The sequence below is a fragment of the Burkholderia sp. AU33545 genome (assembly GCF_020419685.1).
Lineage (GTDB): Bacteria > Pseudomonadota > Gammaproteobacteria > Burkholderiales > Burkholderiaceae > Burkholderia > Burkholderia diffusa.
This window is the reverse complement of record NZ_JAIZRQ010000002.1, coordinates 525,814-547,573: the sequence shown is the minus strand read 5'-3', so window position 1 is coordinate 547,573 and position 21,760 is coordinate 525,814. Positions and strand designations below refer to the sequence as shown.

Genomic DNA, 21,760 nt, shown 5'->3' with positions numbered 1-21,760 from the left:
GGGCGCGCGGCTGCTGCGTCGATTGTAGGGACGGCGCCGGCCGCGTGCCGCGCCGGAATCCGTAGTCGCGCGCATGCGCCGGCCGCGCGGGCGGCGGCGAGCTACGAAGCCTGCTGCGCGGCGACGTGGCCGCATGCGGCGCGTCGCACGCACAAAGGCGGCCGCCGCCCGGAGGCGGCGGTCGTGGCGCGGCGGGCACGCGTGCCGGGCCGCGAGGCGTCGCACGTCGGACGTGCGGCGCGGTGGGGAGCCTTGCCGGCGCGCCGCGCAGTGGCGGCGCGCGGGTGCGCCGTTACGCGTAGTCGGCAGCCAGCGCCTGCTGCGGCGCGGCGCGCAGGATCGGCGCCGCGTCGTGGCGCTCGACGTGCGTCATGGCCGCGCCGAACAGCACCAGCCGATAGCCGACCGCATAGATCGGGATGATCCGCAGGTTCTTGTCGTGATCGAGCTGCAGCTTCGAACGGATGCGCGAGATGTGGGTGTCGAGCGTGCGCGACGACACGCCGAGCTCGCGGCCCCAGACCGCTTCCTGGATCGCTTGCCGCGGCACGATCTTGTTCATGTTGTCGAGCAGGAATTCGACGACGTCGAATTCACGCGGCGTGACGTCGACGACTTTGTTGTCGATTTCGATCGTGCGGCGCACGAAGTTGATTTTTATGTTGTCGATGTACAGGTATTTGCAATCCATGTTGGCCCTCGCATGTCCGTAAAGGAGTGTTTGCGAGTCATGTACCGCAACTTCCGGGCCAGGGATGGACTGTCAGGCGTCGACGGGCGGCGGGGGCGGGGCTGGAGGTGCGCCGGCCTTGAATCTAAAAGAATTTTTAACGCAGGACGCGCGGCGGGCTTCGAAAGGGTCGGAGCAACAGTGAAGGATTGTTACGTAGCATCCGGCGGGAACGTTACGGGCGTTACGGGCGGTGTTACGTGGGGGCGGGAAATTCCCGCCGATCAGGCAGCGCGCCGACCGGACGGCGAACCCTGCATCGAACGCTCCCTTGCCTGGACGGATTGCAGAGCGGAATCAATGGGTTGGGGCGGATTTTTGCCGATTTCGGACCGTACGCCGGGGCCTGCCCCAAGCGGAAAGAAAGAAAACCGGTCGCGCGACACGCCCGCCGCGCGACCGGCGTTTCACCTGCCGGTCAAGCCTTCGCGGTGTCGCCCGAATCGAACGGCAACACGTAATGGCGCTTGCCGGTCGCCGCGAAGATCGCGTTGGCGACCGCCGGGCCCACCGGCGCGACACCCGGCTCGCCGACGCCGGTCGGTGCCTCGGCCGACGGCACGATATGCACCTCGACCTTCGGCATCTCCGCCATCCGCAGCACGTGATAGCCGTCGAAGTTGCGCTGCTCGACCTGGCCGTCCTTCAGCGTGATCGCGCTGTGCAGCGCCGCACCGAGCCCGAAGCCGATGCCGCCTTCCATCTGCGCGGCGACGATGTCGGGGTTGATCGCGATCCCGCAGTCGACCGCGCACACCACGCGTTCGACCTTCACCTTGCCGTCGGCGTCGACCGACACTTCCGCGACCTGCGCGACATAGCTCTTGAATGCCTCGGCCACCGCGATCCCGCGCCCGCGTCCCTTCGGCAGCGGCTTCGCCGGATCCCAGCCGGCCTTCTGCGCGGCCAGCTCGAGCACCGCGCGCATCCGCGGCTCCTTCGCGAGCAGGTCGCGGCGGAACAGGTACGGATCCTTGCCGGCTGCGTGCGCGGCTTCGTCGATGAACGCCTCGACCGCGTACGCGGTGTGCGAGCTGCCGACCACGCGCCACCAGAGGACGGGCAGGCCGACCTTGGTGGTCGTGAGTTCGACCGACACGTTCGGCACCGCGTACGGCAGGTTCGCCGCGCCCTCGACCGATGTCGCGTCGATCCCGTTCTTGACCATGAACGCCTCGAACGGCGTGCCGGCGAGAATCGACTGGCCGACGATCCGGTGGCGCCAGCCGACCAGCTTGCCGTCCGCGGTCAACCCCGCGTCGAGCTTGTGGAAGTACATCGGGCGATAGAAGCCGCCCTGGATGTCGTCCTCGCGCGTCCACTGCAGCTTGACCGGCTGGCCGTCCGCGCCCAGCGCCTTCGCGATCGACACGGCCTCGACCACGTAGTCCGACCACGCGTTCGCGCGGCGGCCGAAGCTGCCGCCCGCGTACAGCGTGTGGATCTGCACCTGTTCGGGCTTCAGGCCCGCGACCCTGGCGGCGTTGCCCTGGTCGACCGTCTGGAACTGGTCGCCCGCCCAGATCTCGCAGCTGTTCGCGGTCAGCTTGACGACCGCGTCGAGCGGCTCCATCGGAGCGTGCGCGAGATACGGGAATTCGTACGTCGCGCTGACCCTGCGCGCGGCACCCGCGATCGCAGCGTCGGCATCGCCGTCCTTGCGCGCGGACGCGCCGGGTTTCGCGGCGAGCTGCCGGTACTCGCGCATGATCTCGGCCGAGCCGCGCTTTTCGGCGTTCGTTTCGTCCCAGTCGACCTTCAGCGCGTCGCGGCCCTGTTTCGCGGCCCAGAAGCCGGTCGCGACGACCGCGACGCCGCCCGGCACCTGCACGACCGACACCACGCCCGGCACGGCCTTCGCGGCCGTCGCGTCGAACGACTTGACCGTCGCGCCGAAGCGCGGCGGGCGCTGAAGCAGCGCGACGCGCATGCCGGGGAAGGTCGTGTCGAGCGTGAAATGCGCGGTGCCGTTCGACTTGGCTGACCCGTCGACGCGCGGAATGCGATGGCCGATCAGCTTGAAGTCGGCCGGCTGCTTCAGCGTGACCTTGTCGGGCACCGGCAGCTTCGACGCGTCGGCCACCAGCGTGCCGTAGGCGGCCGTCTTGCCGCTCTTCTCGTGCGTGACCACGCCGTTGGCGGTGGTCAGCTCGCCGGCCGGCACCTTCCAGCGCGCCGCCGCGGCCGACACGAGCATCGCGCGGGCCTTGCCGCCCGCTTCGCGCAGTTGCTGCCACGAGTTCGACATGGCCGAGCTGCCGCCCGTGCCCTGCATCGTGCCGAAGGCGAGGTTCGCATAGCGTTTCGCATCGGCCGGCGCGCTTTCGACGCGTACGCTCGACCAGTCGGCGTCGAGCTCCTCGGCGACGATCGTCGCGATGCCCGTGTAGGCACCCTGGCCCATTTCCACGTGTTTCGCGACGACGGTGACCACGCCGTCGGGCGTGATGCGCAGGAATGCGTTCGGCGCGAAATCGGCGGCGGGTGCCGTCGCGGCGAGCGCGCGGCGGCCGAGGCCGGCCCATTCGAAGCCGATCGTCAGGCTGACGGCGGCCGCGGCGCCCGCGGCTTTCAGAAACGTGCGGCGCGACGGTCGCACCGAACCGCGATTCTCGAGTTCGATCGTCATGGTCAGGCTCCCAGTGTCGCTGCCGCGTCGTGGATCGCGGCCCGGATGCGGGCGTAGGTCGCACAGCGGCAGATGTTGCCGTTCATTGCCGCGTCGATGTCTGCGTCGGTCGGCTTCGGATTCTGTTCGAGCAAGGCGGTGGCCGACATGATCTGGCCGGACTGGCAATAGCCGCACTGCGGCACCTGCAGCTTCACCCAGGCGGCCTGCACGGCCTGCGCGGGCTTGCTCTGCAGGCCTTCGATCGTCGTGACGTGCTTGCCCGCGATGCCGGCGAGCGGCAGCACGCACGAGCGCACCGGCTGGCCTTCGAGATGGACGGTGCACGCGCCGCACTGCGCCATGCCGCAGCCGAACTTCGTGCCGGTCAGCCCCGCGTGCTCGCGGATCGCCCAGAGGACGGGCATCGACGGATCGGCGTCGAGCGTAACGTTCTTGCCGTTGAGGACAAACGAGGTAGGCATGTTTGTATGTCTCCATGGGGAAAACCCGGCATGCGCCAGGTTAGCGGGCAGTGTGCGCGAGCGCGCGATTTTTGCGTCTACCCAATCCTGCAAATTTATTGAACAATCCTGCAAATCCCCGGCGCGACGGCAAGCGATTCGCTATGCTCGCGCGGTTCAGGGAAACGAAGCGAGGAACCCGTCATGGACATGACCGAAATCGCGGCGTCGCGCGAATCCGGGCGGCGCGAACTGGCATCGCTGATTGCCCGCTTCGCGCCGACGGACGGCTCCCACTCGACGGCCGTGCCCGCGCTGATGCTGCATCGGCACGGGCATCCGGTCGATCTCGGCTGCGGCGTGTCGCGCGCCGCGCTCGTGATCGCCGCGCAGGGCGCGAAGCGTGTGATCGTGGGCGGCCAGGCTTACGAATACGACACGCGGAACTGCCTGATCGCGTCGATCGACTTGCCGATTCTCTCGCGCGTCACGCAGGCGTCGCCGGACGCGCCTTACCTGTGCCTGTCGCTCACGCTCGATCCGCAACGCATCGTCGAGCTCGCGGCCGAGATGCGGCTGCCGGAGCCGGATGCCGGCCCCGAAGGCGAGGGCATCGCACTTGCCGAGCTGACGCCGCCGCTGCTCGATGCCGCACTGCGGCTGTTGCGGCTGCTCGAAACGCCGGCCGACATTCCGGTGGTCGCGCCGCTGATCGAAAAGGAGCTGCTGTACCGGCTGATGACGAGTGGGCAGGGCACGCGGCTGCGGCACATGGCCGTCGCCGGCAGCCAGACGCACCGGATCGCACGCGCGATCGAATGGATCCGCGATCACTACGCGGAGCCGATGCGCGTCGACACGCTCGCGCAGGCGGTCAACATGAGCGTGTCGTCGCTACACCACCACTTCAAGCACGTGACCACGCTGAGCCCGCTGCAGTATCAGAAGCAGCTGCGGCTGCACGAGGCGCGGCGGCTATTGCTGCGGCAGGGCGGCGACGTCGGGTCCGTGGCCGCGACCGTCGGCTATGAAAGCGCGTCGCAGTTCAGCCGCGAATACAGCCGGCTGTTCGGCGCGCCGCCGATGCGCGACGTCGTGCATCTGCGCAAGAAGGAATTGCTCGGCACATAGCGGGCGCGCGGTTCATTTCGATTGCATCGCGCCTGGCTTCGTCGCGCGATGCGCGGTCTGCCGAATCGGGACGACATACAATCGGCGTGCCAGGGTTGCTGCGTGAGGATGCGAGGGAGCGGCGGACAGCGCTGCCGCGCCGCGCGCGAACTTCTGTTTCACGCATGCATCCCTGGATTGCGCGAACCGGTGCGACACTTGCCGGCAGCACACGAATCGACCGATCGAAACGCGCAAAAAAGTCGCGCCGTCACGAATTTTCTGCATGAATCGTGCTTTGCACGAACATGTTTCAGCAATGAGATTCGCGCCGATATCGCATCGGAAATGTTTCTCGCGCGCATCGTGTGTCGCCATCCAGCGATTGGAGCACGACGGTTATTGACATTGAATGTCGCCGAATCGAATGACGCCAGTAAAAATGAATAAAGGGTGTTGAAGGGTTCGTGCGGCACACGCCGTCATTTTTTCCGATATGCAGGTGGCGTGAAGGGCATGTCGGCCAGCATCGCAATTGCCGTTTTTTTGCCGCACGTTCGCATTGTCGGTCGAGAACTGATCCCGTCGGTATTTTCACGGATGAATCAATCGCGTTTCGCGGCGGCAGGTGTGCACATCCGGAAGCGTGCCGATATCGGCCGTGCAGGCTCCGCTGCACCGGGCGCCGCGTATTTCGATTCGTCGTTTTTCGGGCCTGCGAACGCCGTCGAACGGGCTGCAGCAGGCGGTCTGGCAGGGCCGATGTGCAGATCGGCCGCAATGTACGACCGCGCACTTCTCAAGTATGAAACACCCGTTCGCCACGCCCTTGCGGGAGGCCCCGCGGGCCGCATTCGTCCGCCTTTTTCAGCCTTGCTTCGCGGCATTCAATGATCGGCGCAAGCTGCCTACGGTTGTCGCGATACATTCCTGAAACGAAAAAAGCGATTCCTGGCGATATCGCCGCGCGTCGCGGACGGTAAGCGTCGTGCAACCGTCGGTGGAATCACGCATGGCATGCCGCTTGCAACATTGGGCGTACCGGCGAGCGGTCGACCTGATGCGACAAAGATGGGGGGCGACGTGTTCGTCAATAAGCAGTCGGGGAAACAGCGATGAAGACCAGAAGCAGTCATTCTTTCCGCGCATTCCTTGCGCATCCGTGGGGTAGTCGGACAGCTCGGAGTACGGCTCGCGATGCAGTGCCAGCCTCGCGGGTTCATTGCCGGTTTCCCGGCATCCGCGTGTTGCACGTGCTGGAACGCCTGTCGTTCCGCATGACAACCGGCCGACAGCGGTGCTCCCCTTCTTCCATCACGTCCGGGTGGACCGGGCTGTTCGTGCCGGACAGTTCGACCCCGACCCGACTTCTACCGTGCACGGCCGTATCGAGTGCGCCGTGCATATGCCGGCGCTGGCCGGACTAGCTCGAATACCCGTTGGCCGGATTGCCCGGAATATCGTTGATCGGTAACTCAGGGAGAAGCGATGCCGACTGACCGTAATGCAGGCCCGTTATCGCCACGATGACGTGCATGTTTTCGCTGGCGCTGCATTTTCGGTAGTTAACCATTTTCACGCATTTTCGATCGCTGACGCGAATGCCGTGTGCTGGTATGTCGCGGGTGTGAATTTCGAAAAAACCAGTCCCGAATGCTGAATTCCTGCATTCGGGTGCGTGAGGCAATTTGTTTTCTGATTTTTGAAAATCGATATTCAATATCGAAAATTTTCATAAAAATTCGGAAAACTAAAAATACGAGCCTGAAGTTGGCTTGGCCAAAAGTTACGTGGTCTCGGATTCGAGATGAATCGTTTTTTTTGTGATTGGATAGTGATCCTTATTTTTAGGGATTGCTCGAGGCAGGGAAGTTGAAGGCGTGCAGCTTTCCTCGCTTGTTCCGTCCACGCCGTTATGGAGTCGACCATGAAGAAGCTTCTGATTGCAGTAGCAGTTATGGCGGTTTCGGGTGCAGCGTTCGCAGCGAGCGGCACGGTTTCGACCAGCAATTCGTCGAGCGGTGGCCAGACGATGGCCGGTGTCGTCGGGTTCGGTTCGTTCACTGCCATGGATTCCGGCGCGGCGCTCGGCGCTGCCGGTGCAACGGCCGGTGGCGGCGCGAGCAGCTCGATCTCGTACACGAACCACACCAACACATCGACGGTGAGCGGCTTCGGCTTCGGCGGCGCACAAGCTGGTGGTTCCAGCGGCGCGAATGCCGGATCGACCGGCTGGACGATGTATCACTACTAAGCCGCGGCGCATAGCGTTCGTCATGGATAGGTGACAGGGATGCCGGGTTTCGTCCCGCGAGGGCGGACCCGGCGACCTGGCCACCGAATTTCCTCACAGCAAGGAATTGCTATGAAAGCCAACGTCATTTTAGCGACAGCGCTCACCGCCCTATCGTCAGTCGTGCTGGCGGCAGGTCCGACGACATTCAACCAGACGCAATCCGTCGCGGCAGGCGTCTCCGGTTCGGTGTTGGTCGGTACCGGCAGCTACACGAGCAACTCGACTTCGGTCGCGGGCGCGAACGCCGGAAGCACCGTGACACCCGCCGGATCCACCGGCACGGCATCCGCCTATCACGACTCGACTTCGACGGCCAGCGGCTGGGGCACGAACGGAGGCGCGTTCGCGGCAGGCGGCGGTATCGGTGCCGCAGGCTCGTTCGGTGGAACCGGCAACACGAGCGAGAACGCCAATGCGCTGTCGGGAGGGGTGACCGCCACGATCGTACTCGGCTCGAACCACTACACGGCAACCGGCGCGAACGACAACGGTATTGCCAACGCGGGGGCCGCTGGCATGGCGGGCAGTGGGTGGTCGGGAACGGTCGCGGGCTCGAACCACTACAACTCGTCGACGGTATGGGGCACGGGTCCGGCCGGATCGCCGTTCGCATCGGGCGGCAGTCAGGGCAGCTCCGGCGCGACCGCCGGCAGTCCCTGATTCGCGTGTCGGGGGGCCAGCTTCCCAACGACGCTGGTCTCTCTTTCCTCGCCTTGTTGTCACCGTAAGGAGTTGGCATGAAGCAGAAACTGATTGCCGCCGCTCTGATGCTCGCGTCCCTGACGGCGTATGGCGCTGACCGTGCTGCCGACGACGTGCAATCGAATGTGCAAACGTCAAGCAATCCTGACCAGACGACCAAACCGTCACAACAACACACGCTTTCGTCGGGCAGCGCCATCGGTGCATCGGCGGCCCCGCAATGGCCGGGCATGTCGGGCGGTTCATGGTCCCAGCTGGGCAGCGGCTGGAAGCAGTTCGGGGAAGCAGGCAAAGCTGAAGGAATTCAGGGGAATTAATACGGTTGCCTGGGTGGGAGGTCAAACCACGTCCGGAGATTGAAATGAACAGCAACAAGATCAGGGTGGCATGTGCGGCAATGTTCGCGATGGCCACGATCGGTGCCCAAGCGCAGACCGCCGACTCGACTTCAAGCGCGCAGTCCTCGACGTCGTCGACGGCAGTCAGCCTTGGCGGCGGCGCGAGCATGAACACGAACAACACGACCGGCGGCAATGCCACGAGCAGCAGCGGCGTTCGGAGCAGCGGCAATTCGAGCGTGCAGGTGAACTTGAACTTGCCGTCTTCCACGAGTGGCGGCTCGAACGTGACGCCGCAGAGCACGAGCTCGCTCGCGGCCGGCTCGCCCGGCACCAGCCCGTACAACACCCAGGCGGCGGAAAACGTCAACTACTCGGGCACCCAGACGATCAAGACGAACCCGGCGATCCAGGCGCCAGGTCTCACGACCACGCTGTCCGATACCTGCATGGGCTCGGTGAGCGTCGGCGTGTCGTTTCCGGGCTTCGGCGCGACGGGCGGCACGACCCTGGTCGACCAGGCATGCGTGCGTCGTCTCGACGCGCGTGAATTCCGCGCGATGGGGCTGACCGACGTCGCGCTCGCGCTGCTTTGCCAGAGCGACGCGAACCGGCGCGCGGTGGAAGCGACCGGGCACCTGTGCCCGGGCACGACCGCGCCGCTTGCGCGCTCGAACGTGGCGCCCTCCGCCGAAGCGACCGTGGCCGACGACGTGAAGTATCGCGATCCGCTCGTGCGCAACCGCATGGGCCTGCCGCCGCTCGATGCCGCCGCGCCCGTGCAGACGCGCCCGGTGGCGACGACCGCGGTCCAGGCGGCGCCGATCCCGGCGCCGGTGCCCGCGCCGTCGATCGCCGCGTCGGCGGCCAGCGCGGTGCCTGCTGCAGCACAGGCGGCCGCCGTGAAGGCGACGCAAGCGGCTGCCCTCGTGCCTGCCGCCGTTGCCGCACCGGTTGCCGCGGCCGCACCGGCAGTGAGCGCCGCGCCTGCGGCTGCACCGGCCGCGGTGAGCGCGGTGCCGGCTGCGGCCATCGTTGCGGCGCCGGCGGTCGACACGAAGACGAAGGAACCCGTGCCGGTGGTTGCCGACAAGGCTCCGGAACTCACGCCGGCCTCGACCGGCACCACGGCGCAAGCCACGGCGGCGCCTTCGGTCGACACGAAGACGAAGGAACCCGTGCCGGTGGTTGCCAGCAAGGCTCCGGAACTCACGCCGGCTGCAACGGACACCACGGCGCAAGCCGCGGCGACTCCTCCGGTCGAGACGAAGACGAAGGAACCCGTGCCGGTGGTTGCCAGCAAGGCCTCGGCACCCGCGCCGGCTGCAACCGACACCATGGCGCAAGCCACGGCTGCGCCTGCGGTCGATACGAAGGCGCCGGAACAACCCGCGCCGGCGGTCGCCGACAAGGCACCGGAACCTGCACCGGCTGCGACCGACACCGCCGCGCAAGCCGCGGCAGCGCCGGCCGCCGTCACGGAGACGCCGGATATCGCGCAATCCGGACCGGCCGCGACCGACGCCGCACCGCGGACCCAGGACGCTGCAATGTCCGCGCCCGCGATCGATGCGAAGGCTGCCGAACCGGCCACGCAGGCGGCAGCCGAAGCACCTGCGCCGGAAGCCGCGCAGCCCGCCGCAGCGGCTGCGTTTGCCGACACGCCGGCCGCCGACGCGAAGGCGACGGAAGCCGTCGAATCCGCTGCCGCGCCCGCACCGTCCGCCGACATGCCGGCCGCATCCGATCCGGCGCCGGCCACGGTTGACCAGCAGGCCGCCCCGGCCGCGCCGATGATGCCGGCGCCGACCGTCATCTCGACGAGCACGTCGTCGTAATCATGCGGACAGGGCGCCCGTGCGACCGGCATGCCGATCGCACGGGCGCCGCCGGGATCCGCGGCGCGACGCAGGTCGCAAGTTTGACGGGTGTTGGTCCCTCCCCGAGGTCAACACCTCTTTTTGCCTGACGAGGGTACAAGGAGGCCTCAATCATGAGGATCTTTTTGGTCGCGCTGCTGCTGGTCGGCACACAAGCCGCCGCGCAGTCGGTTTTTCAGAACCCTGCGGTCTTTGTCATCCTGAGCGAGCAGACCCTCGCGAATGCCGCGAGCGTCCAGCAGGCGCTGACGACGCTCGGCCGCGCGGACAACACGGCATGCGTGCCGATGATGATGGTCGGCGATCCGCAGATGATCTACATGATGCCGGCGGAAGGACACGCACCGTCGTGGCAATCGCCGGTGTACGGTCGTGGCGCGCCGTTCGAAGCGCAGACCGGGCCGACGCCGACCGGCAAGACGATCGGCGCGATGCAGCACGCGGAGGACATGCAGACGCAGCCGTGGAGCGACAGCAGCGCGATCACGCAGAAGATCGCTGGCGAGTCGAGCCTGTCCGCGTCGGCGCGAGTCAGCGACTGGCAGCGCAAGGGGCTGAACACGATCGAGACGGCGCCTGCGACGGAAGTGACGGTGAACGGCAAGACCTACCGTGCTTATCGCGACGATCTCAACCAGGCCGCGCGGCCCGTCGTCGAACCGCAGATCTACCTGCAGCGTGTCGTGTTCTGCCGATGACGAAACTTTCCCGAGCGGACATGCCGGCAGCGTCGCGCGTGGGCAGGGAGGCCTGCCGCGCACCGTTTCGCGCCGTCCGTTCCGCCAGACAACCCCATGCGGCGAGGCCATCGTGAACCAATGCTGCCCAATCAGACTGTCAGGCCCGCAGGAGGATGAACGGGCCCCGTGCACGCCGCAGTTCGTCGCGGTCCCGCGTCTCCATAGCGTGCCATCACGCCCGCTCGTGTATCTGTCGCAGCGTCCCGATGCGGGGCTCGTCGACTGTCTCGCGTCGCGCGGCTGGGACATGTGGCGCGCGAAATCCGTTGCGGACGCACTCAATCTCGTGAAGGCGAATCGCCTGCATGCGGGCATCGTCGATTTCGACGACCTCGCGTCGCCCGACGTCGCGTCGTTCGAGGCGCTGCTGCGCGATCCGCGGATCGGCTGGGTCGCGCTCGCCGACGACGAGCGACTGCGCGATGCCACAATCGCGCGCCTGATCCGTCAGTGCTGCTTCGGCTACGTGCGCAATGCGACGGCCTATACGACGATCGGTTATCTCGTCGGCCATGCGTACGGGATGCTGAAACTGGAGGAAGGCGATCCGGCCGCCGATGCCGCGCCGCCCGGCGGTACGATGATCGGCGCGTGCGACGCGATGCGCCGTCTGTTCGCGACGATCCGCAAGGTCGCGAACACCGAGGCCACCGTGTTCATCGCCGGCGAATCCGGCACCGGCAAGGAGTTGACCGCGTCGGCGATCCACCAGCATTCTTCGCGCGCCGACGCGCCGTTCGTCGCCGTGAATTGCGCGGCGATTCCGGCGACGCTGTTGCAGGCCGAGCTGTTCGGCCATGAACGCGGCGCGTTCACCGGCGCGCATCAGCGCAAGATCGGCCGCATCGAGTCCGCGCATGGCGGCACGCTGTTCCTCGATGAAATCGGCGACATGCCGTTCGAGAGCCAGGCGAGCCTGCTGCGGTTCCTGCAGGAGGGCAAGATCGAGCGGCTCGGCGGGTATGCGTCGATTCCGGTGGATGTGCGGATTGTATCCGCGACCCACGTCGATCTCGAGGCCGCGATGCACGCGGGCCGGTTCCGTGCGGACCTGTACTACCGGCTGTGCGTGTTGCGTATCGACGAGCCGCCGCTGCGCGCGCGTGGCCGCGACATCATGCTGCTTGCCGACCACATATTGCGGCGCTATCGCGGCGACAGCGCGCACCGGATTCGCGGCTTCATGCCGTGCGCGATCGAGGCGATCCACGACTATGCATGGCCCGGCAACGTGCGCGAACTGATCAACCGGATCCGCTTCGCGGTCGTGATGACGAATGGCCCGCTGATCTCGGCCGTCGATCTAGAACTGAGCCAGTACACGTCGCACCGGCCGCCGACGCTCGTGGAATCGCGCCGCCAGGCCGAGCGGCGCACGATCGAGGAAACGCTGTTGCGGCATCGGCGCCAGCATGCCGACGTCGCGGCGGAACTCGGCGTCTCGCGCGCGACGCTGTACCGCCTGATGACCGCGCACGGCCTGCACGGCTGACGCCGGTTGCGCCCGTGCGGCATGCGGCCCGGGCCCGCGCGGGCGCCGGCCCGTGGCGTCAGGCCGGCCGTTCGAAGCCCGATTCGACCCAGCGTGCGGCACTGGCCTTGTTGAGCTTGAACCCGGCGGAGACCTTCGCGTCGGCCAGCAGCTCGCCGTACGGGTCGAACGCCTTCAGTTGCGCATACGGCTCGAACTCGTCCGGCACGATGTCGAGCGTGACCGACACATCCTGTCCGTCGTCGTCCTGCACCGTCACTTCCTTGTGCAGCATCGCACGGCGTTGCTGCTCGTGTCGCATCAGCACCTCGGTCGCGGTCTTCACCAGCGTGCGGAACGCATTCGCGTCCATCGGCTTCGGATTCTTCTTGTCGCGACCCATCGTCCACGGGCCGACGAGCGCGGGCTCGGCTTCGCCGTCCTTGATCATCTCGACGGCCCAGCCGTCGTCGTCCTCGTTCTTGATGATGCGGGCCGTCCAGCCGTTGTCGCGCCAGAGGCCGTCTTCGTGAATGGTGGTGTCGTCGGGTTGCAGATCGGATTCGGTCATGGGGGAAGCGGGGAGTACGGGTAGCCGGCGAACGGGCGGGCGCGCGGCCGGCAATGGCGCGCTGCCCCTGGCCGGTCGCCCGGAGTGGCATGCAAAGGCCGCAATTTTACCCCGCGGGCCGTCCGTGCGGCCCGCGCGACCCGCAACGTCGGCCGTCCGGCCGACCCCGGCTGCCGCCGGACGAGCCGACCGGCGCCGATATCAAACTCGTATCACGCCTGCACGGATCAATTCAGACGGCGCCCCATATCCCGGCCGCGCGTTGCTGCCTAGAATGATGTTCGGGATAAAAATATCCTGAACGTCGATTCAATGCCGATCCGGCCGCGCACGCATTCCGCGTCGTGCGGCCCGGCGAACCTTCTGGAACTGCGCATGGGGAAATTCAGAATTCGCACTGTTTTCGCGTACGACTCGCCGCTGACGCTCGCTGGCATGGAGCACATTGCCGGCGACGCGTGCGCAATCGATCTCGTCGGCGTCTCCCGGACCCCGGGCGATCTGATCGAGGTGCTCGGCCGCCTCGACTGCGACATCGTGCTGGTCGACTATCCGATTCGCGGCGACGTGCAGCTGGACGGTCTCGCACTGTTCGACTGGCTGCACAGCACGCGCCCGAACGTCGGAGTCGTCGCGCTCGTCGGGAACGAGAATCCGGTGATCTTCCGCTCGATTCTCGCGAAAGGCGGCACGAGCCTCGTCAGCAAGTTCGACGAAGTCGGTCACATCGTCACCGCGATCCATTCGAGCTACAGCGGCGGGCGCTATCAGTCGCCGCTCGTCCGGCGCGCGCTCGATGCGGTCGCCGAGCACGACCAGGCGCCGGTGAAACTGTCGACGCGCGAGATCGAGGTGATGCGCCTTTATCTGGCCGGCCTGCCGATCAAGACGATCGCGCAGCGGTTGAACAAGGGCAAGCAGACTGTCAGCGCGCAGAAGATCAGCGCGATGAAGAAACTCGGCGTGACCAACGACATCGAGCTGGTCCAGCGGGCGGCCGGGATCGGGTTCGGCGGTGTCAAGGCCATGAGCCGGCCGGGCGGAGCGGGGTAAGCGTGGAAGAAGCGCGCAAGTAGCGCGAGAGGGGCCTGGGTCGTGCAGGGGCCGGGCGCGCATTGCCGGCCGGTCAGGCGAAATCCGTCGGCATCCGGCGGGATGCCGACGGATGGAGCGACGTCAGGCCGGCAACGCGAATCGCGTGACGGCGTCGCGCAGCGCTTCGGCCTGGTCGCGCAGCGAATGCGCGGCGGCCGCGGCTTGCTCGACGAGTGCCGCGTTCTGCTGCGTGACCTGGTCCATCTCGCCCACCGCGCGGTTGACCTGCTCGATCCCCGCGCTCTGCTCGCGCGACGCATGGCTGATCTCGTCGAGGATCTCGTTCACGCGCCGCACCGACTGCACGATCTCGGCCATCGTCTCGCCCGCGTGCGTGACGAGCGACGCGCCGTGCTCGACGGTTTCGTTCGACGACACGATCAGTGACTTGATCTCCTTCGCGGCCGTCGCCGAGCGTTGCGCGAGCGAGCGCACCTCGGCCGCGACCACCGCGAAGCCGCGGCCCTGTTCGCCCGCGCGCGCCGCTTCGACGGCCGCGTTCAGCGCGAGGATGTTGGTCTGGAACGCGATCCCGTCGATCACGCCGATGATGTCGCCGATCTTGTGCGAGCGGTCGGTGATCTCGTTCATCGTGCGCACCACATCGTCGACCACCTCGCTGCCGCGCGTCGCGACCTGCGCGGCCTGGCCCGCGAGCGTCGCGGCCTGGGCGGCGCTGTCCGCGTTCTGCTTCACGTTCGCGGTCATCTGGTCCATGCTCGATGCGGTCTGCACGAGCGCGGCCGCCTGTTCCTCGGTGCGCTGCGACAGATCGGTGTTGCCCGACGCGATCTCGCTCGCGCCGACGTTGATGTTCTCCGTGCCCGCGCGCACGCGCGACACCATGTCGATCAGCCCGCTCTGCATCGTGTGCAGTGCATGCAGCAGGCTGCCGCGGTCGTCGTGCTTCACGCTCACGCGCCCGGTCAGGTCGCCCTGCGCGATGCGCTGCGCGGCGTCGAGCGCCACTTCGAGCTCGCCGCCGAGGTTCGCGCGCACGCTTTTCAGCACGAGCACCATCACGATGGTCGAGATCGCGCCGAGCACGGTCGTTATCGCGAGCCAGCGGCCGACGCTCGCGAGCACGGCCGAACGCACGTCGTCCGTGTACATGCCCGTCACGAGATACCAGTCCCACGGCGCGAAGCGCTGCACCGCGCTGGTCTTGTCCTGCGGCTTGTCGGCACCCGGCTTCGGCCACAGATATTCGACGAAACCCTTGCCGCCCTCCACGTTGCCGGCCTTCACGATCTCGACGAACAGGTGCTTGCCGTTCGGATCCGTGAAATTCGACACGTCCTTGCCGTTGAGCTCGGTCTTGATCGGATGCATCACGATCGCCGGCTTCGAATCGTTGATCGAGACGTAGCCGTCGGTGCCGTAGCGCATCGCGGCGATCGCCTCGAGCGCCTTCTGCTTCGCGTCCGATTCCGGCAATGCGTTCTGTTGCGACAGCTTGTAGTAGTGGTCGGCGACGTTCGTCGCCTGCGCGACCAGCGACGCAAGCTGGTCGCGGCGGTCCGTGATCATCGATGCGCGCGTCTGCCACGCGCCGACGCCGGCGATCACGAGCAGGCCGAGCCACAGGATGACGATCATCGAGGCGAGTTTCTGGTTCAGGGAAAGGGTGCGCATGGGTAGTGAGGTCGGTCGGTCGAACAAGCGCGCCGGAACGGCGTGACGGGATAATTCTTTGACGGCATGAAGCGGACGTTGCCGTAGGCGGGAAATCCCTTAGAAACGGCAGCGGCGCGATACCGTCGCGCGCGGTACGGGTATCTATGCATATACATACTCGTCGCCGCTATACTGTCGGGCGATGGCGGCTGCGCGTCGTGCCCCGACGGTCGGGTGAACGGCGGCGGCGTCGAACGAACCCGAAAGGAGGCAACGATGCGAATTCTGGTGGTGGGAGCCGGCGCGGTCGGCGGATACTTCGGCGGCCGGCTCGCGGCGGCGGGGCGCGATGTGACGTTCCTCGTGCGCGATGGCCGAGCGGCCGCGCTCGCGCGCGACGGGCTCCTGATTCGCAGCCCGCGCGGCGACCTGACGCTCGCGAACGTGCAGACGCTGCGCGCGAGCGACGCGGCCGCGCCGTTCGACCTGGTGCTGTTGAGCTGCAAGGCCTACAGCCTCGACGATGCGATCGCATCGTTCGCGCCGTTCGTCGGGCCGACGACGCTTATCCTGCCGATGCTCAACGGGATGCGCCATCTCGACGTGCTGCGCGACCGGTTCGATGCCGCGCAGGTGCTCGGCGGCCTGTGCGTGATCGCGGCGACGCTCGATCGCGAGCAGCGGATCGTGCAACTGAACGACACGGCGGGGCTGTCGTTCGGCGAGCTCGCCGGAGGCGAATCGGCGCGCGTGCGCGCGGTGGCCGAGGTGCTCGGCGGCGCGGGTTTCGATGCGACGCTCAGCGACGACATCGCCGCGCGGATGTGGGACAAGTGGGTGTTCCTCGCGACGCTCGCGGCGAGCACGTCGCTGTTTCGCGGTTCGATCGGCGACATTCTCGCCGCGCCGGACGGCCGCCGCCTGCTCGAGACGATGCTCGACGAATGCAGCGCGATCGCCGCGCATAACGGTTACAGGCCCGATCCCGCCGCGGTCGAGCGGATGCAGCGGATGGTGCTGACGCCGTCGCCGCTGACCGCATCGATGCTGCGCGACGTCGAAAACCGCGCACGGGTCGAAGCCGATCACGTGATCGGCGACCTGCTTGCCCGCCGTGACCCGCGGGCGGCGGATGCGTTGTCGTTGCTGCGGATCGCGCACAACCACCTGAAGGCGTACGAGGTGCGTGTCGCGCGGGAAAGCGCGGCGGCGTAGCCGAGGCAGCGGCCGTCGTCGATCCGCATGGCGGCCGCTCACCGGCGCGCGCGTACTTCCCGCCGGCGTTCGGTCGGCGGGGTGCCGCACTGCACAATTTTGCGTTTCGTGTCCGTTTCCACCCGCAACCTGCAAAAAAGTATCGAAAATCAGGCGTAAAGTTGGTGGAGCCGCGCACGCGATCGACCTACATTGCTTCCCATGCGACCGGTCGCGTTGCCGCACGACTCACGCGGCGAACGAGGCGAACCGCCGAACGGCCCGGCCAGCGAGACATGGGAATGGAGACGCCAGGATGATGCATCCCGATCTGGAAGTGGTCGACGTGCGACGCGACGAGTCGTTCAAGGTCTGGTCGCACGGCTATCCGTACCGCACGATCCGCTGGCATTTCCATCCCGAATTCGAACTGCACCTGATCGTCGCGACGAGCGGCAAGTATTTCGTCGGCGACCACATCGGCTCATTCGGCCCCGGCCACCTCGTGTTGCTCGGCCCGAACCTGCCGCACAACTGGGTCAGCGACATGGCGGAAGGGGAAACCGTCGAGCGCCGTAACCTGGTGATCCAGTTCGATCCGTCATTCGTGCGGCGCTGCATGGACGCGTTTCCCGAATGCCGCGACGCGCAGGCGCTGCTCGACGACGCGCGGCGCGGCGTCGGCTTCGACGACGACACGAGCGCCGCGATCGCACCGCTGTTCGATGAACTGCTGAACGCGCGCGGGATGCGTCGCATCGCGCTGTTCATGACGATTCTCGAACGGCTGTGCGGCGCGGCCGAACGCACGCTGCTCGCGAGTCCCGCGTACGACCAGGCTCACGTGACGCCGACGCGGCTCAGCCACGCGCTGTCGTACATCGGCAAGAACCTCGCATCCGAGCTGCGCGAATCCGATCTCGCGCAATTGACCGGACAGAGCGTCAGCGCATTCTCGCGCGCGTTCCATCGCCATACCGGGTTGCCGTTCGTCCAGTACGTGAACCGGCTGCGGATCGAATCCGCATGCCAGATGCTGCTCGCCGACGACGCGAACATCACCGACATCTGTTTCCAGGCCGGCTTCAACAACGTGTCCAACTTCAACCGCCAGTTCCGCGCGGTGAAGGGGATGGCACCGTCCGAATTCCGCGCGCTGCAGCGGTTGAACGCACGCAGCCGCGAGCTCGCGCTGCACGCCGCGCCCACCGGCAATCCGATGCCGCCGCGCGTGGTCGCGTCCGGTGCGCTCGGGCTCGTACCGCAGCCCGGATGATCGACGGGCATTCGCCCGCCTGACTTTCCTTGCCGTTTCACCCAGCCGATCGCGCCGTTCGCGTCGCGAGGGGCTCGCTTACCCACGAAAAAACCGCACATAACCGGAGACACCGTCATGACGCACGCATCGCTCGCTTCATCCCGCCGCCGCGCCGCCCGCATCGCGACCGTTGCCGCGGCAGCTGTCGCAACCTGGTTCCCGATGGTCACGCATGCGGCGCCGCTGCGGATCGGCATGACTTTCCAGGAGCTGAACAACCCGTATTTCGTGACGATGCAGAAGGCGTTGAACGACGCGGCCGCGTCGATCGGCGCACAGGTCGTCGTGACGGACGCGCATCACGACGTCAGCAAGCAGGTGAGCGACGTCGAGGACATGCTGCAGAAGAAGATCGACATCCTGCTTGTGAATCCGACCGATTCGACCGGCATCCAGTCGGCAATCACGCAGGCGAAGAAGGCCGGCGCGGTGGTCGTGGCCGTCGACGCGAACGCGAACGGCCCGGTCGATTCGTTCGTCGGCTCGAAGAATTACGACGCGGGCGTGATGTCGTGCGAATACCTCGCGAAGGCGATCGGCGGCAGCGGCGAGGTGGCGATCCTCGACGGCATTCCGGTCGTGCCGATTCTCGAACGCGTGCGCGGATGCAAGGCCGGCCTTGCGAAATTCCCGAACGTGAAGCTGGTCGACACGCAGAACGGCAAGCAGGAGCGCGCGACCGCTTTGTCGGTGACGGAGAACATGATCTCCGCGCATCCGAACCTGAAGGGCATCTTCAGCGTGAACGACGGCGGGTCGATGGGCGCGCTCGCCGCGATCGAGGGATCGGGCAAGGACATCAGGCTGACCAGCGTCGACGGCGCCCCCGAGGCGATCGCGGCGATCCAGAAACCGAACTCGAAGTTCATCGAGACGACCGCGCAGTTCCCGGCCGACCAGGTGCGCATCGCGCTCGGCATCGCGATCGCGCGCAAGTGGGGCGCGACGGTGCCGAAGGCGATTCCGGTCGACGTGAAGGTCGTCGATCGCGGCAATGCCAAGGGATTCAGCTGGTGAGCGACGCGCAACGCGACGTGGAGGGCGGCGGCCCGGCCGACGCCCTTCGCACGGAGAAGCCGATGGACACGATACTGACGCTCGATCACATCACGAAAAGCTTTCCGGGCGTGAAGGCGCTGTCGGACATTCACCTCGAAATCGCGCGCGGCGAGATTCATGCGCTGCTCGGCGAGAACGGGGCCGGCAAGTCGACGCTGATGAAGATCCTCTGCGGGATCCAGCAGCCGGATGCCGGCACGATCGAGATCGACGGCAGCGCGCGGCATTTCGCGAGTTATCACGACGCGGTCGCGGCCGGAGTCGGCATCGTGTTCCAGGAATTCAGCCTGATTCCGCACCTCGATGCCGTCGACAACCTGTTCCTCGGCCGCGAGCTGCGCACCCGCTGGGGTGTGCGCGATCGTGCGCGGATGCGGTGCGTCGCGGCCGGCATCTTCGCGCGGCTCGGCGTGACGATCGATCTCGACGCGCCATTGCGCACGCTGTCGGTCGCGCAGCAGCAGTTCGTCGAGATCGGCAAGGCACTGTCGCTCGACGCGCGCATCCTGATTCTCGACGAACCGACCGCCACGCTCACGCCGGCCGAGGCCGAACGCCTGTTCTCGATCATGCGCGAGCTGAAGCGGCAGGGTGTCGCGATGATCTTCATCTCGCATCATCTCGACGAGATTTTCGCGGTGTGCGATCGCATCACGGTGCTGCGCGACGGTCAGTATGTCGCGACCACCGACGTCGCGCGCACGGACGTCGAGCAACTGGTGCGGATGATGGTCGGACGCCGGCTCGAAAGCAGCTTCCCGCCGAAGCCGGCGCGCGCCGCCGATGCGCCCGCCGTGCTCGAAGTCGACGCGCTGCAGATCGAGCGCGACGGCCCGGTCAACCGCTTCGCGCTGCATGCGGGCGAGATTCTGGGCTTCGCGGGGCTCGTCGGTTCCGGCCGTACCGAGACCGCGCTCGCGATCATCGGCGCGACGCGCGCGCACCGCAAGGACGTGCGCGTGCGCGGCGCGGCGGCGAAGCTCGCCGATCCGGCCGATGCGTTGCGCGCAGGCATCGGCCTTCTGCCGGAGAGCCGCAAGACGGAAGGGCTCGTCACGTCGTTCTCGATTCGCGACAACATCTCGCTGAACAACCTCGGCAAGTACCGGTCGATGCGCTGGCTGATCGATCGCCGCGGTGAAGCGCGTACGACGAACGACGTGATGCGGCGTGTCGGCGTCAAGGCGCCGTCGATCCATACCGAGGTCGCGACGCTGTCGGGCGGCAACCAGCAGAAGGTCGTGATCGCGCGGTGGCTGAATCACCACGCGACGGTGCTGATCTTCGACGAGCCGACGCGCGGCATCGACGTCGGCGCGAAAGCAGAAATCTACGGGCTGATGCGCGAACTCACCGCGCGCGGCTACGCCATCATCATGATCTCGTCCGAGCTGCCGGAGATCGTCGGCATGTGCGATCGCGTCGCCGTGTTCCGGCAGGGCCGCATCGAGGCGACGCTCGAAGGTGACGAGATCGATCCCGACACGGTCATGACCCATGCCACGGGCGGCACGCGAGGAGCGACCCATGAACTTGCCTGATTCTTCTTCCCCGGCTTCCCCGACACTCGCGGCCGCGGCCGGCGAGATGCCGCCGCCGCGCGCGATGTGGACGCAACTGCGGCACTCGACGCTGTTCTATCCGCTCGTCGGGCTGATCGTCGTGTGCATCGCGATGATGATCGCGAGCCCGAGCTTCCTGTCCGCCGCGAACCTGGAGAACGTGCTGCGGCAAGTGTCGATCAACGCGATCATCGCGGTCGGCATGACCTGCGTGATCCTGACCGGCGGGATCGACCTGTCGGTCGGCTCGGTCATGGCGCTGTCCGGCACGCTGGCGGCCGGGTTGATGGTGGCCGGCGTGAATGCGGTCGCCGCGCTCGCGATCGGCATCGCGGTGGGTTTCGGGTTCGGCTTCCTGAATGGCGTGTTCGTTGCGTTCGCGGGGATGCCGCCGATCATCGTCACGCTCGCGACGATGGGCATCGCGCGCGGCCTCGCGCTGATCTATACGGGCGGCTATCCGATCGACGGGCTGCCCGACTGGGTCGCGTTCTTCGGCAGCGGCAAGGTGCTCGGCATCCAGGCGCCGGTGCTGATCATGCTGGTCGTCTACGCGATCGCATGGCTGCTGCTCGATCGGATGCCGTTCGGCCGCTACGTGTATGCGATCGGCGGCAACGAGCAGGCGACGCGGCTCACCGGCGTGCGCGTGGCGCGCGTGAAGCTGATCGTCTACACGCTGGCCGGGCTCACGTCGGCGCTTGCCGCGATCGTGCTGACCGGGCGCCTGATGAGCGGGCAGCCGAACGCCGGCGTCGGTTTCGAGCTCGACGCGATCGCGGCCGTCGTGATGGGTGGCACGTCGATCTCCGGCGGGCGCGGCGCGATCCTCGGCACGCTCGTCGGTGCGTTGCTGCTCGGTGTGCTCAACAACGGGCTGAACATGATCGGCGTGAACCCGTATGTGCAGAACGTGATCAAGGGCGGAATCATCCTGCTCGCGATCTACATAAGCCGCGAACGGTCGCGGTAACGATTCATTCATCAGACATCCGAAACATCAAC

At 66.8% G+C, this 21,760-nt stretch carries 20 protein-coding genes; 14 read left to right on the top strand and 6 right to left on the bottom strand.

Annotated features, from left to right (window positions below):
- Window positions 1-292: 292 nt before the first annotated feature.
- The 3 genes from LGM71_RS08350 to LGM71_RS08340 all read right to left on the bottom strand — a co-directional run bounded on the left by LGM71_RS08350 (window position 293) and on the right by LGM71_RS08340 (window position 3,823).
- Complete coding sequence (locus LGM71_RS08350) at window positions 293-691, bottom strand: winged helix-turn-helix domain-containing protein (protein ID WP_059526731.1); 399 nt, start codon at window positions 689-691, stop codon at window positions 293-295.
- A gap of 457 nt (window positions 692-1,148) precedes the next feature.
- Window positions 1,149-3,359 (bottom strand): xanthine dehydrogenase family protein molybdopterin-binding subunit, encoded by a 2,211-nt coding sequence (locus LGM71_RS08345; RefSeq protein ID WP_226114596.1) that lies wholly within the window; start codon window positions 3,357-3,359, stop codon window positions 1,149-1,151.
- A gap of 2 nt (window positions 3,360-3,361) precedes the next feature.
- Complete coding sequence (locus tag LGM71_RS08340; protein ID WP_124628157.1) at window positions 3,362-3,823, bottom strand: (2Fe-2S)-binding protein; 462 nt, start codon at window positions 3,821-3,823, stop codon at window positions 3,362-3,364.
- A gap of 183 nt (window positions 3,824-4,006) precedes the next feature.
- Here LGM71_RS08340 and LGM71_RS08335 point away from each other — a divergent pair, with 183 nt between their 5' ends.
- Window positions 4,007-4,933 (top strand): AraC family transcriptional regulator, encoded by a 927-nt coding sequence (locus LGM71_RS08335; RefSeq protein WP_124628159.1) that lies wholly within the window; start codon window positions 4,007-4,009, stop codon window positions 4,931-4,933.
- A gap of 495 nt (window positions 4,934-5,428) precedes the next feature.
- Complete coding sequence (locus LGM71_RS08330; protein WP_226114595.1) at window positions 5,429-5,806, top strand: hypothetical protein; 378 nt, start codon at window positions 5,429-5,431, stop codon at window positions 5,804-5,806.
- Window positions 5,807-6,335: 529 nt separating this feature from the next.
- On the opposite strand, the gene LGM71_RS08325 is transcribed toward LGM71_RS08330, so the two are convergent.
- Entirely contained in the window at window positions 6,336-6,632 is a 297-nt protein-coding gene (locus LGM71_RS08325; protein ID WP_226114594.1) for a hypothetical protein, read from the bottom strand.
- Window positions 6,633-6,839: 207 nt separating this feature from the next.
- Here LGM71_RS08325 and LGM71_RS08320 point away from each other — a divergent pair, with 207 nt between their 5' ends.
- From LGM71_RS08320 to LGM71_RS08295, 6 genes are all read left to right on the top strand, one after another.
- A complete protein-coding gene (locus tag LGM71_RS08320) occupies window positions 6,840-7,166 on the top strand; it encodes a hypothetical protein (protein ID WP_124901259.1) in 327 nt (108 codons plus the stop codon).
- A 111-nt stretch (window positions 7,167-7,277) separates the two neighbouring features.
- On the top strand, window positions 7,278-7,868 hold the full coding sequence (locus tag LGM71_RS08315; RefSeq protein WP_226114593.1) for a hypothetical protein: 591 nt from the start codon (window positions 7,278-7,280) through the stop codon (window positions 7,866-7,868).
- 77 nt (window positions 7,869-7,945) lie between these two features.
- On the top strand, window positions 7,946-8,227 hold the full coding sequence (locus LGM71_RS08310; RefSeq protein ID WP_124901261.1) for a hypothetical protein: 282 nt from the start codon (window positions 7,946-7,948) through the stop codon (window positions 8,225-8,227).
- A gap of 44 nt (window positions 8,228-8,271) precedes the next feature.
- Window positions 8,272-10,086, top strand: coding sequence for a chemotaxis protein CheA (locus LGM71_RS08305; protein WP_226114592.1), 1,815 nt, complete (start codon window positions 8,272-8,274; stop codon window positions 10,084-10,086).
- Between the two features lie 155 nt (window positions 10,087-10,241).
- Window positions 10,242-10,826: a hypothetical protein gene (locus tag LGM71_RS08300; protein ID WP_124901263.1), complete on the top strand. Its 585-nt coding sequence runs from the start codon at window positions 10,242-10,244 to the stop codon at window positions 10,824-10,826.
- Between the two features lie 112 nt (window positions 10,827-10,938).
- Window positions 10,939-12,360, top strand: coding sequence for a sigma-54 dependent transcriptional regulator (locus LGM71_RS08295; protein ID WP_124901264.1), 1,422 nt, complete (start codon window positions 10,939-10,941; stop codon window positions 12,358-12,360).
- 58 nt (window positions 12,361-12,418) lie between these two features.
- Here LGM71_RS08295 and LGM71_RS08290 read toward each other — a convergent pair whose 3' ends face one another.
- A complete protein-coding gene (locus LGM71_RS08290; protein ID WP_124628176.1) occupies window positions 12,419-12,910 on the bottom strand; it encodes a hypothetical protein in 492 nt (163 codons plus the stop codon).
- A gap of 375 nt (window positions 12,911-13,285) precedes the next feature.
- Between LGM71_RS08290 and LGM71_RS08285 the strand changes: the two genes are divergently transcribed.
- Complete coding sequence (locus LGM71_RS08285) at window positions 13,286-13,963, top strand: response regulator transcription factor (protein WP_124901265.1); 678 nt, start codon at window positions 13,286-13,288, stop codon at window positions 13,961-13,963.
- A 123-nt stretch (window positions 13,964-14,086) separates the two neighbouring features.
- Here LGM71_RS08285 and LGM71_RS08280 read toward each other — a convergent pair whose 3' ends face one another.
- The gene (locus LGM71_RS08280; protein WP_226114591.1) at window positions 14,087-15,640 is read right to left on the bottom strand and encodes a methyl-accepting chemotaxis protein; all 1,554 of its coding nucleotides are present in this window, start codon (window positions 15,638-15,640) and stop codon (window positions 14,087-14,089) included.
- A 258-nt stretch (window positions 15,641-15,898) separates the two neighbouring features.
- On the opposite strand from LGM71_RS08280, the gene panE reads away from it, so the two are divergent.
- From panE to LGM71_RS08255, 5 genes are all read left to right on the top strand, one after another.
- Window positions 15,899-16,837, top strand: coding sequence for a 2-dehydropantoate 2-reductase (panE, locus tag LGM71_RS08275; protein ID WP_226114590.1), 939 nt, complete (start codon window positions 15,899-15,901; stop codon window positions 16,835-16,837).
- Between the two features lie 295 nt (window positions 16,838-17,132).
- Complete coding sequence (locus LGM71_RS08270) at window positions 17,133-18,092, top strand: AraC family transcriptional regulator (protein ID WP_059600066.1); 960 nt, start codon at window positions 17,133-17,135, stop codon at window positions 18,090-18,092.
- A gap of 117 nt (window positions 18,093-18,209) precedes the next feature.
- Entirely contained in the window at window positions 18,210-19,151 is a 942-nt protein-coding gene (locus LGM71_RS08265; RefSeq protein ID WP_124901267.1) for a substrate-binding domain-containing protein, read from the top strand.
- A 62-nt stretch (window positions 19,152-19,213) separates the two neighbouring features.
- On the top strand, window positions 19,214-20,734 hold the full coding sequence (locus LGM71_RS08260; RefSeq protein ID WP_226114589.1) for a sugar ABC transporter ATP-binding protein: 1,521 nt from the start codon (window positions 19,214-19,216) through the stop codon (window positions 20,732-20,734).
- Entirely contained in the window at window positions 20,721-21,728 is a 1,008-nt protein-coding gene (locus LGM71_RS08255; RefSeq protein ID WP_124628186.1) for an ABC transporter permease, read from the top strand. The genes LGM71_RS08260 and LGM71_RS08255 overlap by 14 nt, the downstream gene beginning before the upstream one ends.
- The last annotated feature ends 32 nt before the right edge of the window (window positions 21,729-21,760 follow it).